Raw genomic sequence first — 13228 nt, forward strand, 5'->3', positions numbered from 1 at the left:
ACCTCCCCCGCGACGCGGGGGAGGAAAGACGCAGCGCTCATCGACAAAGGATTAAATTATATGACCGCACAAAGAGGAAAAGACCTTCTTTTGAAAATCGGCGATGGCGGCGAGCCGGAAGCCTTCAGCATTATTGGCGGCCTTCGCACCAAAACCCTGTCGCTCAACGCGACGATTGTCGACATCACCCATTCGCAGTCGGCGGGGGGCTGGCGTGAATTGCTGGCCGGGGCGGGCGTCAAGCAAGCCTCCATCGCCGGCGCGGGTGTTTTTCTGAACGACGCGGCGGCGCAAAGCGTGCGCGGCGTCTTCTTCGCGTCCGAATTGCGGAACTGGCGAATTATCGTACCGGGTTTTGGTGTTATTGAGGGCGGTTTCGTGATCGCCAATCTCGACTACGCCGGCGAGCATGACCGCGAGGCGGCCATGTCCCTCGCGCTTGAATCCGCTGGCGCGCTGGCGTTCACGGCGGAGGCGTAGGCCATGACTGTTTTTAATGACTGTCTCCCCACTCACCCCGGTGCAGGCCGGCGCCCGGCAAAAGCCCCTCTCCCCGGAAGGGAGAGGGGAGAGGAACGCGAGGAGGGCGCTCATGACCCATCCACGTGGTGATGTCCGTATAAGGATCAATGGCGAAGACCGCTCTTTGCGCCTCACTCTCGGCGCGCTGGCGGACATTGAACAAGCGCTGGGCGGCGGCGATTTCGAGGCGCTGCAGCAGCGGCTGAAAAAACCGCGCGTCGCCGACATCATCATGATTTTACACGCCCTCCTGCAGGGCGGCGGCGCGTCCCTGACGATGGAAGCGTTAAAGGCGAGCGATGTGGATCTCGCAGCGGCCTCCCGCGCCATCGCCAAGGCCTTCGAAGCGCTGGCCGATACGCCAGGGGGCGATGCTTCGCCGGGAAAGTCGCTTTCGGGGGCGGGGTAGAGCGATGGCGCGCCATGTTGTCTTTCGCGGTTTTGCGTCTCGGTCTTTCGCCGCAGGATTTCTGGGCGCTTGGCGCCGCGGAATGGCCGGCGCTCGTTCCCGCCAGCGCGACGCAAGGATTGAACCGCGCCGGTCTCAACGCGCTGATCGCACAACACAAGGAGAAGTCCGATGCCTGAACATGTGAATATCGAAGTCAACACGATCGGCCTGAATGAAGCCAGCCTTGAGATCGAACGCATTGCGCGCGAGCGGATCGCGCCCGCAGCGGGCCTGATTGAAGACGCGTTTTCTACGGCGGCGAATTCGATCCAGTCGAACCTCGCGCGCGCCGCCGAGCGCGGCGAGCTTTCCCTAAAAAAACTGAGCCAGGCGCTTCTGCGGGATTTGCGCCGCTTCGCCATCGACTCGCTTGTGCGCCAGCCGGTGCAGAATTTTCTGACCAATGCGCTCACCGGCGCCTTCGGCGGAGGAAGATCGAATGGCGGCGTTGTCGCGCCCGGCCAGTCGTTCCTCGTAGGCGAACGGGGCCCGGAACTGTTCACGCCCGCCGGCGCGGGAAACATCCGTCCCCTGAATGCTGCTTATGGCTCGGGCGGCGTGAGCGTCAACATCACCCTGCCGGGCGTCACCGATGCGGCGAGCTTCAAACGCTCCGAAACGCAAGTGGCCGCCGCGCTCGCCCGCGCCGTGGGGCGTGGGCGGCGGAATTTGTGATGAAGTGAGGGATGAGGGACTAGGGAAGAGGGACTGGGATGTCGCCAAAAGCTGCTTCTCAAATCCCTAATCCCTCATCCCTAATCCCTGAAACAGTTGAGTATCAAATATGTCCTTTCACGAAGTTTTATTCCCCGTCGATATCGCGCTGAATTCCGAAGGCGGGCCGACGCGTAAAACCGACATCGTCGCCCTCGTCTCCGGCCATGAGGAGCGGAACGCGCCATGGGCGGGCTCGCGCCGCGCCTTTAACGCCGGTTATGGGGTCAAATCCGTCGCCGACATCGAGGATGTCATCGCCTTTTTCGAAGCGCGCCACGGCCGGCTTTACGGCTTCCGGTTTCGCGATCCCTTTGATTTCAAAAGCTGCCGCGTGGCGCAAACGCCTGCGCCGGACGACCAGCTCATCGGAACCGGCGACGGCGTTGAAACATCGTTTCAACTGGTCAAACGCTACGCCTCAGGCGCGGCGAGTTACGCGCGGCCGATCCAAAAGCCTGTCGCTGGCTCGGTGCGCGTCGCGGTGGACGGCGTCGAACAAGCGCAAGGCGCTGATTTCACCCTCGATGAGACCACGGGGGGCGTAACGCTCGCCAGCGCTCCGGGGGCGGGGCTTTCCGTCACCGCCGGGTTTTTATTCGATACGCCGGTTCGTTTTGATACGGATGAATTGCGCATCAACCTCGCGGCGTTTCAGGCGGGCGACATCCCGTCGATCCCGTTATTGGAGATATTAATATAATGCGCGCGCTCGACCCGGCCCTTCAAACCCATCTCGATACCGGCGCGACGACGCTCGCGACTTGCTGGCGCATCACCCGCCGCGACGGTTTTGCGCTCGGCTTCACCGATCACGACCGCGCCCTCGCCTTTGACGGAACGGATTTTCTGCCCGACTCAGGCGCGACAGGCTCGGCGCTGTCTTCCTCCGCCGACCTTGCGGTGGATAACGCGGATATTGAGGGCGCGCTTTCGGCCGCCGCGCTTTCCGGAGACGATCTCGCCGCCGGGCGCTATGACGGCGCGGCGGTGGAAGTCTTCCGCGTCAACTGGGCCGCGCCGGACGAGCGCGTGCTCCTCAAAAAAGGCGTGATCGGCGAGATCACGCGGGATGGAAACGCCTTCCGCGCCGAATTGCGCGGCCTCTCTCACACTCTCGACCAGCCGGTGGGCCGCGTCTATCAGCGCCTGTGCGATGTCAATCTGGGCGCGCCCGAATGCGGCGTCGATCTTGATAACCCGGCGTTGAAGACTGGCGGCGCGGTGACGGCCCTGCGCGATGAACAGAGCTTTATCGCCGATGGTTTCAGCGCGTTTGATGACGGCTGGTTCGTCCACGGAGTATTGACGTGGGAAACGGGCGCCAATGCGGGTCTCTCCGCGCATATCAAGACGCAGGCTTCCACCGGCGCGGTCGCGCTCTGGCTGCCCGCCGGGGCCGCAATTGAAATCGGCGATACGTTTACGGCCACAGCAGGATGCGACAAGCGCTTTTCCACCTGCCGGGAAAAATTTTCAAACGCCGTCAACTTTCGCGGCTTCCCGCTCATGCCCGGGAACGACTTCGTCATGTCCTATCCGCTGAAATCGGAGCGCAACGATGGGGGGAAGCTGAAGTGATGCTTAACCGCTGCGCGCCACTTCTTTACCTCTCTCCTTTGGGGAGAGGTCGAAATTCGTACTGCGAATTTCGGGTGAGGGGAACAGCATTTCGGAAATTGTCTTCGGCATTCATGTTTATTCCCCCTCACCCTAACCCTCTCCCCGGCGGGGAGAGGGAACAGAAAGGCGCATAACCATGTCCGCCATCCCCTCATTCTCCTCAACAGCCAGCCGCTTGGCTGTCATCGACGCGGCGCGCGCATGGCTCGGCACGCCTTACGTGCATCAGGCGAGCGCGAAGGGCGCGGGCTGCGACTGTCTTGGTCTCGTGCGCGGCGTCTGGCGAGATCTTTACGGCGCGGAGCCGGAACGCCCGCCCGCCTACACGCCGGACTGGCCCGAGCGCCACTGGAAGCGCACGGCCGGCGGCGAAACGCTTCTCGCCGCCGCGCGCCGCAACATGATCGAGCGGCCCGATAAAAATTTTGAGCCCGGCGACGTTCTTGTCTTCCGCGTCGACCGCGCCGGTCCCGCGAAACATTGCGGAATCGTCTCCGGCGAGGATCAGTTCATTCACGCCTATGCGGGCCGCGCCGTGGTGGAGAGCTGGCTCAACCGCTGGTGGCGCGAGCGCATCGCCGGCGTCTTTCTATTTCCGGGTACGGAAGAGTGAAAATGTATCGATCCGCCCGCCCTGGCCGTCCTTCGAGACGCCGGCTTGCGCCGGCCCTCAGGATGAAGGGCCAGGGCGCGTGGCGGACAAATCGGAGAAATTAAGCCATGGCCCAACTCATTCTCACCGCAGCGCAAGGGGCGGGCGCCGCCGTCGCCAAGGGCGGTATCGGCGCGTTTCTGGCGCGCACTGTGGCGACGACCGCCGCATCCTACGCCGCCGGTTACGCTGACCGGCTGATCTTCGGCCCGCGCAAGCGAAAGGTCGAGGGCCCGCGCCTTGACGGGTTGCAGGTGCAGGCGAGCCAGGAGGGCGCGCCTGTCTTGCGCGTTTACGGCCGCGCGCGGCTGTCCGGCCAGTTGATCTGGGCGGCGAATTTCAAGGAAGCCACGTCGCAGACGACGGAAGCTTCCGGCGGCAAGGGATCGCGCCCCGCCGCGCAAACTACCTATACGGAATATCTCTATTCGGTCTCGTTCGCCGTCGGCCTGTGCGAAGGGGAAATCGACCGGATCGGGCGCGTCTGGGCGGACGGCAAGCCGTTCGATCTGTCTAAACATAATGTCCGCGTCTATCGCGGGAGCGAAGCGCAGAACCCCGACGCGCTGATCGCCGCGAGCGAGGGCGCAGGATCGGCGCCGGCGTTTCGCGGGCTCGCCTATATCGTGTTCGAGGATCTGCCGTTGAAAGATTTCGGCAACCGCATTCCGCAGCTTTCTTTCGAGATTGAAAAGAGCCTGAAGAAAACCGAGGCGCAAGCGCTGGAAAACAATCTCACCGCGGTCACCATGATCCCCGGCTCGGGTGAGTTCGTCTACGGAACGACGGGCGTCAACCGCGTCATCGGCGAGGGCGTGACCGCCTCGGAGAATATTCACAACAATCAGGGCGTCACGGATTTCATCGCGTCGCTCGATGCGCTTATGGAGACCGCGCCGAACCTCGCCCATGTGTCGCTGGTCAGCGCGTGGTTTGGAAATTCGTTAAACGCCGCGTCCTGCACGTTGCGGCCCGGCGTTGAAACGGCGGACAAGGAAACCGCGCCCTATGCGTGGAAAGCCGGCGGCGCCGCGCGCGCGGGCGCGCATCCGGTTTCAACCGTGAACGGCGTCGCGGCTTATGGCGGCACACCGGCGGACCGCTCGGTCGTGGAGGCCATCGGCGCCATGAACGCGCGCGGCCTGAAGGTGATGTTTCACCCGTTTATCCTGATGGACGCGGCCGGTTACCCCTGGCGCGGGCGCATCGATACGAGCGCGAGCGATAAAACCGCGGCGGCGCCGGGCGATATCGCCGCCTTTTTCGGAACCGCCAGCGCGGCGGACTTTTCCATCGCCAATGGCGATGTCGTTTATTCAGGCCCTGCGGAATGGTCTTTCCGGCGTTTCGTCCTGCATTACGCCAAACTCTGCGCGCTTGCGGGCGGCGTAGACGCGTTTTTGCTGGGCTCGGAATTGCGCGGGATCACGACGGCGCGAGATCATAATGACAATTACCCCGCCGTGGCGCAGCTCGTCTCGCTGGCGGCTGAGGTCCGCGCGATCCTCGGGCCCGCGACGAAAATTTCCTACGCCGCCGACTGGTCTGAATATTTCGGCCATCAGCCCGGCGACGGTTCGGGCGACGTCTTCTTCCATCTTGACGCTCTGTGGTCGGATGGAAATATCGATTTCATCGGCGTTGACAATTACATGCCGCTCGCCGACTGGCGCGACGGTTTTGCGCACGCCGACGCCGTCAGCGGCGCCGCCAGCCAGTACGATCTTGACTACCTCAAAGGCAATATTGAAGGCGGCGAAGGCTATGACTGGTATTATGCCAGCGCCGCCGACCGGGAGAGCCAGACGCGCACGCCGATTTCGGACGGCGCTCATGGCGAGCCCTGGATTTACCGGTACAAGGATTTCCGGAACTGGTGGTCGAACGCCCATTACAACCGGCCGGGCGGCGTGCGCGCGGCATCGCCGACGGCCTGGGTCCCGCAATCAAAACCAGTCTGGTTCACGGAGACCGGCGCGCCCGCCGTCGACAAGGCGGCGAACCAGCCGAATGTTTTCGTGGACGCCAAGAGCAGCGAAAGCGCGCTGCCCTTTTTCTCCTCCGGCGACCGCGACGATCTCGCCCAGCGCCGCATGATAGAGGCGCAGGCCGCCTATTGGCGCGCGGGCGCGAACAATCCCGTATCATCCGTTTACGGCGGGCCCATGATCGACGCCGAACGCCAGTATGTTTACGCGGTGGATGCTCGGCCCTTCCCGGATTTTCCGGCGCGCTCCGACGTCTGGGGCGACACGGCGAACTGGGAAAAGGGGCACTGGCTGAACGGGCGGCTCGGGCGCGCGCCGCTGGACCTTCTGGTGACGGCGCTCGCCGCCGAAGCGGATTTCACGGCGGTGGAGACCGGCGCGCTTAACGGCGTTCTCACCGGTTATCTCGTTGACCGGCCCATGTCGGCGCGCGAGATGATCGATCCGCTGGCGGATGTTTTTCAGTTCGACATTGTGGAAATGGGCGGCGCCATCCGGTTTCAGCCGCGCCACGGCGCGCCCGTCCTGACGATTGAGGCGGGCGATCTGGCGGAAAGGCGGGGCGGCGCCTTTACCCTGTCGCTGGCGCAGGCGGCGGACCTGCCGGCCGCCTTCCGTCTCGGGTTTTTCGACGAGCAGGAGGAATTCGCGCCCGCAACGGTGGAGGCGCGCGATCCCGGCGCGGGCTCGCCGCGCGCGGCGGGCGTTGATGTCGCCGCCGTCATCCCGGCCGCGGAGGCCGAAGCGCGGGCGCGCTCCATCCTCGCCGACGCCTGGGTGATGCGCGAGGGGCTGGCGTTTTCGCTGCCGCCCTCGGCGCTCGGGCTGGAGCCCGGCGATGCGGTCATCCTCAATGATCCGGGACCGGATGGTTCGGGACTGCAACGGCGCTACCGGATCGTTGAGATCGAGGACGGCGCGGCGCGCGATGTCTCGCTGGTGCGCGTCTCGCCGCAGGTTTACGAAGCGCCTGTGGGCGCGGCCATTTTTACGCCGCCGGGTGATGTGCGCGTCTTTTCCGCCCCGGTGTGGGAGCTGATGGACCTGCCGCTGATTGAGGGCGCCGATGCGCCGGCCGCGCCCTGGCTTGCGGCGTTCGCGGATCCGTGGCCGGGCGGCGTTGCGCTTTACCGCACGGCGGGCGGCGGCGCGCCGTCGCTGGCCGGTCTTGCGCCCGCCCGCGCGGTCATGGGGCGGCTCGAAACCGCGCTGGCGCCCGCCGGTTCCGGGCGCTGGATCGAACACAGCGCCGATGTGCGCCTGTTATTCGGGTCGCTGTCGTCAAAAGCGGAAGAAGACGTTTTCGCCGGCGCCAACGCCTTTGCGGTAAAGGCCGCTGACGGCGCGTGGGAAATCTGCCAGTTCCGCGACGCCGTGCTGCAGGAAAACGGCGCGTGGCGCCTGACCGGACTGTTGCGCGGTCAGGCGGGTACGGAGCGCGAGGCGCTTGCGGGCGCGCCCGCAAGCGCGCGTTTTGTCTTGCTGACGGCGGGGCTTGCGCAAATCCAGTTCGATATCGCACAGCGCGGGCTTAACTATGAATGGCGGGCGGGGCCGGAGGGCGACCTTCCCGATACGGAGAGTTTCTCCGGCGCGGCGCTGACCATGAATGCGCGCGGTCTCGCGCCGCTCAGCCCCGTTCATTTGCGCGCGCGGCGTCAGGGCGGCGACATCGCGCTCTCCTGGATCAGGCGAACGCGGACCGGGGGCGACACATGGGCGGGCGAGGTTCCGCTCGGTGAAAATTCCGAGCGCTACCGCCTGACCATCTATGACGGCGAGACGGCCGTGCGCACGGTGGAGACGGCGGCGCCGTCCTATGTTTACGCCGGCGCGGATATCGCGAGCGATTTCGGCGGGCCATATGCCGATTCCGCCATCACTTTTGCCGTTGCGCAGATTTCCGATGCGGTCGGCGAGGGGGTGGAGAGAAAAGAGAGCGTTGTATTCAGTTAAACCGACAATCGGCGAAAAACCGAAAACCCCGTCCTCATCCTGAGGTGCAAACGCGCAGCGTTTGCCTCGAAGGATGTGCTGCAAACTCAGTATTCGCCGCACATCCTTCGAGGCTTTTCGGCAATCGATCGATTGCCGAAAAGACGCCTCAGGATGAGGCTTACGGTGATCATTCAAGATGAACGAGCGCCGCCTCGATGACGCCAAAATAAAACAGTACAAGGAGTAAATTACAATGAGAAGCAATGAATTCAGGGGCGCCGATCTTGCTGAAGCGGTCAGGAACGCCACGGCGGCGTATCGGAAGCCAACCATAACTGAAGCCAAATCTTATTGCAGAAACCTGTTTAACGAATTTGATCGCAAGAAAACCCGATTTGATCACATGCATGATCGAATTGTTGATATGCAGCGTGAGATTAACCGGCTGGAAGATCAAGCGCGCAATGCACGAAATACAGCTGCATTGTCAGCATTAATCGCAGCTGCGGGCGCATTGGGAAGCGCTGCGCGCGGACTCGATAAGCTCAGAAAGCTCCGCCTCGGGAAATTCACAAAAGGAGATTTATTAGACTTGGTGCCATTCGTTGGCGGAGCCCTCTCAGCTGGGGCTAATGCTCTAGGCGCAAGGTCGGCCTTTAGGGAGGCGCGGCGATTAGAACAAGAAATTGAACGGGTGAAGTCTCAACATGAAAGACTGGGCGATGAATTGATTAGCCTTGCGGAAAGCTATGAAAACTCAAACTGCCATTTGAGACCCGGAATAGTTTGATTGTTTTAGCGGCGGCGCCTTTGCGCTTATATGGCTATCCAGCAGAAATTTCGCAAAAGCGCCGACCAGAATGCAAAATAGTAGAATGGCGAAAGATGAAAAGCCCTTCGACTTTGGAAAGATCCTTGCGGTTGCAAAAAAACAAAACAGCGCTAACGCAATTGCCGTTATGCCTGTTCCTATTTCGTAAGTAAAATTCAACAACCGGCTTTCGAAAACGGAGCCGGACAGGCCGGTCCAAATGAGCATTCCGATCAATCCGGCCCAGGCGATGAAAATCAATATTCTTCTGGTCATTGCTCTGGATGCGTCTGATTTTCTGGCTCGTGATTTCATCCTGTCAGCCAGAACATATAAATGTAAAGCAGACCGAATGTTGCGGCTATGCCGGAAATCATCGAGACCATGAATTTCGCCCGCAGCGACCAGCTTGGATTGTCGATGGCTTTATCGTCGTCGTTCAATATTTCCCCCGGCTCAAATTTTATTTGACGGGGAAACTCGCGGATAAAACGGCGCCAGTCAAACGCGCCGTCGCCCTCAGCGAAACCAGCAGCAAGGAATCAGCGCCCCCCGCTCCCCAATCCCCACACAATTTCCCCCGCAAAATTAACCCTAAACTCTTCATTTCGGGCGAAAATCACCTATCTCTAGGGGGAACAGGCGTGCGCCCTTGGCATTGGAGCGCGCGCTCTTTTATGAACAAGAGTTTAACGGCCGCGTAAAACGCACGAATGCGGCCGGTGAAGGAACAGGCGAGCAAGTGGCGAAGAACCCTTATCTGGTGCTGGGGCTTTCCCCGAAAGCGACCGACGCGGAGATCCGCTCGGCGTTTCGTCAGCTTGCGAAAAAATATCACCCGGACCGCAATCCCGGCGACAAGAAATCCGAAGACAAGTTCAAGGAAGTCTCCGCCGCATTCGATATTCTGGGCGATCCGGAACGCCGCAAGAAATACGACCGCGGCGAGCTTGACGATGACGGGCGCGAACGTCCGAACCCGTTCCATCAATGGACGCAGCGCGAAGGCGGCCGGCCGGGTCAGGGCGGTTATGGCGGCGCGCAGGCCGGCGGGCCGGGCGCCGGCGCGTCGTTCGAGGATTTTTCCGATATCTTCTCCGATCTGTTCGGCGCGCGCGGCACCCGCGGCGGCGGCGGTCACCACATGCGCGGGCGCGATGTGCGCTACCGCCTGGAAGTCGATTTTCTGGACGCCGTGAACGGCGCGAAAAAGCGCGTCACCATGCCGGACGGCAAAAATCTCGACCTGTCCATTCCCGCCGGCTTTGAAGACGGCCAGACCCTGCGCCTGAAAGGCCAGGGCGAAAAAGCGCCCGGCGGCGCCGGCGACGTCTATGTGGAGGTCAAGGTCAAGCCGCATGCGATTTTCGAGCGCAAGGGCGACGACATTCATATGGAGGCGCCGATCTCGCTGAAGGAAGCGGTACTTGGCGGCAAGATCACCGCGCCGACCGTGGCGGGCGATGTTTCCGTCAACGTGCCGAAATATTCCAGCTCCGGCACCGTATTGCGGCTGAAGGGGCGCGGCGCGCCGAAACGGACCGGCGGCGCGGGCGACCAGTATGTAAAGCTGAAAATAGTCCTGCCTGAGGGCGGCGACAAGGCGCTTGAGGAGTTCGTCAAAAACTGGAAAGGCGCCGATCAGAAGGCGCGCAAGGATTTCGCCGGCGCATGACCGGGACGGCTCGCGGCTCTGCGCTTCATCCTTCGGGCTGGCGAGGCGTGTAATTGCGCCGCTGGATAAGGGTGGTAAAAGCCGCCAGTGATCAAAGGCATCGTAACGTTTTCTCATGACCCTTAACCCCCGCAAAAGAGAACGTCTCAGCGCCTTTCTGGGCGAGCTGCCCGTGGCGGCGGCGGTGAAGCTTTTCGCGGCCGTGGAAGCGGACATGAAAAGGGGCGGCGAAGCCCTGCCGCATGATGCGATCCTCGACGATCTGCGCGCCGGGTTGACGGCGCGGGGCGCCGCCCCGCCGTCGCGCGCGCCGGACGCCAAGCGGACCTTTTTCGAGCCGTTTGAGGACTTTTTCGTCAGTATAAGGACGGGGAAGAAACGTAAAGGCCAGATCGCGCGCACCTCGCTCGATCCGGTCTGGCGCGTGATGATGACCGACACCGCCATGACCGAAACGGCGTTCGCCGCCGCCGCGCTCGACGACGCCTATGCGGCCGACGAGGAAACAAAGCCGCTTGTGGATGCGATGTTTCTGAGCGCCGAAGCGGGCCTCGGCCGTCTTTGCGGCCACGCCGCCGCCAGCGCCATGTCGCAAGAAACGTTGATCGGCGAGCTTGGCGGAGAGGGCGCGCTGGAGGATATGGAGGAGATTTACGCGCTGATGCAGGGCGTCGAAATGCTGCGCCGTCTGCGCGCGGCCGCGCCGTCGCACGCGCCGTCCCTGAGCGAAGAACAATATTATGAGCTGCGCCAGATCTTTTTATCAGCTTACGAACAGTCTCCGGCCCTCGGCGGCTACATGCTGCTGGCGCTGAAGGGACGGCTCGAGGCGCCCTGGCGCGCCCTCGGCGTTTATTATCATCTGGCGGGAAGCGCCGATGAACAATTGTCGGCGGCGCAGGAAACCGTAATGGCCCTGCCCGAAAGTCTGTTCGAGGATCTCGAGGGGATTGCGCGCTGGCTCGAACGGGCCTGCGCGGCGCCGCTCGACGCGCAGACGTCGCTCGCGCGGCTCGCCTGGTTCGCCGATTACGCCGACGGGCTGGCGGCGCATGCGGCGAAGGCGGGCGACAATGTCTTTCTCAACCGGATCGAGGCGTGCCGGGATATCGCCGGCGAAGCGCATGAGCGGTTTGCCGAACAGGCGCTGCAGGCGATGCGCGCCGTCATGCCGGTGCGCGCCATGCGCGGCTCCAGCCGTCTCGCCGCGCCGCGCCCGGATTTTTCAAAACCGTTGAGCGCGGAGACCATCACAGACGCCAGACAGGCTGCGGCGCTGATCGCCGCCGCGCCGAAAAACGCCAACCGCCTTGGCGCGGATACCGCCGCCATTGAAACGCTCGCCAATGAAGCGCGCGACCAGGCGCAAGTCTACGCCAATGACCTGGTGGCGGAAATCCGCGCCGCGGAAGGGCCGGAACGCGCCGCCGCAAGGCGGTTGCTGGACCAGGTGCTTGATGTCATCGCGCCCTTGCTGAAAAGCGACGATCTCGGTCTTATTCGTGATCGCGCCGCGGCGGCCGCGGTCACGGTTTAGTGCGCAGCAGATAGCGCGTAATGCGTGGATAACCGAAGCCGGCAATGTTAAATCGCAACTTGCCTCGCACAAAGGATTGTCACTTTGACCGGCGAAACAAAGAAAACCGAATTCAGAACCGGCGGCGGGGAAAAACTCGCCGCCGCACTGGAGTTGCCGTCGGGCGATCCCAAAGCGTTCGCGCTGTTCGCCCATTGCTTTTCCTGTTCGAAAGACATCAAGGCCGCGCGGGAAATTGCGCGGGGACTGCGCGCGCAAGGCTTTGCGGTTTTGCGTTTCGATTTCACCGGGCTTGGCGGCTCCGAAGGCGATTTCGCCAATACGAATTTCTCCTCGAATGTGGAGGACCTTGTCAGCGCCGCTGATTATCTGCGCGATGAATTTGAAGCGCCGTCAATCCTGATCGGCCATTCGCTCGGCGGCGCCGCTGCGATTGTGGCGGCGGGCCGTATCCCCGAGGTGAAGGGCGTCGCCACGATCGGCGCGCCGGCGGAAGCCGACCATGTGGCCATGCAGATCGGCGAACAGCGCGAAGAAATCGAAAAGAACGGCTTCGCCACCGTCAGCCTTGCGGGCCGTCCGTTTACGATCAAACGGCAGTTTCTGGAAGACCTCGAACGCCAGGACGTGCTGACCTGCGCGGAAAAGCTCAAAAAACCATTGCTGTTATTGCATGCGCCGCTTGATGCGACGGTGGGCGTCGATAATGCGTCCAGAATTTTCGCCGCCGCCAAACATCCGAAAAGTTTCATCAGCCTCGACAGCGCCGATCATCTGTTGTCGGACCCGGCGGATGCGCGTTATGCGGCGCATGTGCTCGCCGCCTGGGCGGCGCGCTATCTTGATGAAGATGCGGCGTATGAACGTCCTGAGCCGGCTTCGACATCCGGCGCGTCGTCATCAGCGCCAGCCTTCGCGGACGGCGCGCTGGCGAAATCGATCAACGGTGAAGCGCTCGCCATGACCATGTCCATCGACGGCCACCCTATGGTGATCGATGCAGGGACCGCCGCGGGCGGCGCCAATCTGGGGCCGAACCCGACCCGGACTGTCGAGGCCGCGCTCGCCGCCTGCGCCGCGATCACGGCGAAAATGTACGCCAAGCGCAAGAAATGGGATCTGGGCTCGGTGGAAGTGCGGGTGCGCCGCGCGGCGTCTGAAGACGATCACGCGCCGCATCTTCTGGAAAAGGAGCTTCGCGTGACCGGCGAACTGGACGATAAACAGCGCCAGCGCCTCCTTGAAATCGCGGATAAATGTCCGGTTCACCGGATGCTGACGGAAGGGGTTCAGGTTCGATCGCGAATCGGTTGATTT

Annotated in this window: 13 protein-coding genes; 12 read left to right on the forward strand and 1 reads right to left on the reverse strand. The window is 62.6% G+C overall.

Annotated features, from left to right (window positions below; genetic code table 11):
• From ACQK2Q_RS00005 to ACQK2Q_RS00045, 9 genes are all read left to right on the forward strand, one after another.
• On the forward strand, positions 1 to 480 hold a 480-nt coding region (locus ACQK2Q_RS00005; RefSeq protein WP_425407700.1), incomplete at its 5' end, for a phage major tail protein, TP901-1 family.
• Positions 481 to 592: 112 nt separating this feature from the next.
• Entirely contained in the window at positions 593 to 931 is a 339-nt protein-coding gene (locus ACQK2Q_RS00010) for a GTA-gp10 family protein (protein WP_425407701.1), read from the forward strand.
• A gap of 14 nt (positions 932 to 945) precedes the next feature.
• Complete coding sequence (locus ACQK2Q_RS00015; RefSeq protein WP_425407702.1) at positions 946 to 1110, forward strand: phage tail assembly chaperone; 165 nt, start codon at positions 946 to 948, stop codon at positions 1108 to 1110.
• Positions 1103 to 1648, forward strand: a complete 546-nt coding sequence (locus ACQK2Q_RS00020; protein ID WP_425407703.1) for a phage tail tape measure C-terminal domain-containing protein — start codon at positions 1103 to 1105, stop codon at positions 1646 to 1648. Before ACQK2Q_RS00015 ends, ACQK2Q_RS00020 begins: the two co-directional genes overlap by 8 nt.
• A 109-nt stretch (positions 1649 to 1757) precedes the next feature.
• Entirely contained in the window at positions 1758 to 2390 is a 633-nt protein-coding gene (locus ACQK2Q_RS00025) for a phage distal tail protein, Rcc01695 family (RefSeq protein ID WP_425407704.1), read from the forward strand.
• On the forward strand, positions 2390 to 3268 hold the full coding sequence (locus ACQK2Q_RS00030; RefSeq protein WP_425407705.1) for a DUF2163 domain-containing protein: 879 nt from the start codon (positions 2390 to 2392) through the stop codon (positions 3266 to 3268). Before ACQK2Q_RS00025 ends, ACQK2Q_RS00030 begins: the two co-directional genes overlap by 1 nt.
• 178 nt (positions 3269 to 3446) lie before the next feature.
• Positions 3447 to 3923: an NlpC/P60 family protein gene (locus ACQK2Q_RS00035; protein WP_425407706.1), complete on the forward strand. Its 477-nt coding sequence runs from the start codon at positions 3447 to 3449 to the stop codon at positions 3921 to 3923.
• Between the two features lie 107 nt (positions 3924 to 4030).
• Positions 4031 to 7906: a baseplate multidomain protein megatron gene (locus tag ACQK2Q_RS00040; RefSeq protein ID WP_425407707.1), complete on the forward strand. Its 3876-nt coding sequence runs from the start codon at positions 4031 to 4033 to the stop codon at positions 7904 to 7906.
• 235 nt (positions 7907 to 8141) lie between these two features.
• A complete protein-coding gene (locus ACQK2Q_RS00045; protein ID WP_425407708.1) occupies positions 8142 to 8678 on the forward strand; it encodes a hypothetical protein in 537 nt (178 codons plus the stop codon).
• A 332-nt stretch (positions 8679 to 9010) separates the two neighbouring features.
• On the opposite strand, the gene ACQK2Q_RS00050 is transcribed toward ACQK2Q_RS00045, so the two are convergent.
• Entirely contained in the window at positions 9011 to 9142 is a 132-nt protein-coding gene (locus ACQK2Q_RS00050; protein WP_425407709.1) for a hypothetical protein, read from the reverse strand.
• A gap of 209 nt (positions 9143 to 9351) precedes the next feature.
• Between ACQK2Q_RS00050 and ACQK2Q_RS00055 the strand changes: the two genes are divergently transcribed.
• From ACQK2Q_RS00055 to ACQK2Q_RS00065, 3 genes are all read left to right on the forward strand, one after another.
• Complete coding sequence (locus ACQK2Q_RS00055; protein ID WP_425407710.1) at positions 9352 to 10374, forward strand: DnaJ C-terminal domain-containing protein; 1023 nt, start codon at positions 9352 to 9354, stop codon at positions 10372 to 10374.
• Between the two features lie 115 nt (positions 10375 to 10489).
• Entirely contained in the window at positions 10490 to 11911 is a 1422-nt protein-coding gene (locus ACQK2Q_RS00060; protein ID WP_425407711.1) for a hypothetical protein, read from the forward strand.
• 84 nt (positions 11912 to 11995) lie between these two features.
• The gene (locus ACQK2Q_RS00065; RefSeq protein WP_425407712.1) at positions 11996 to 13225 is read left to right on the forward strand and encodes an alpha/beta fold hydrolase; all 1230 of its coding nucleotides are present in this window, start codon (positions 11996 to 11998) and stop codon (positions 13223 to 13225) included.
• The last annotated feature ends 3 nt before the right edge of the window (positions 13226 to 13228 follow it).

Origin of the sequence: Hyphococcus sp. (assembly GCF_965228385.1) — a bacterium.
In the GTDB taxonomy this organism is placed as follows: Bacteria; Pseudomonadota; Alphaproteobacteria; order Caulobacterales; family Parvularculaceae; genus Hyphococcus.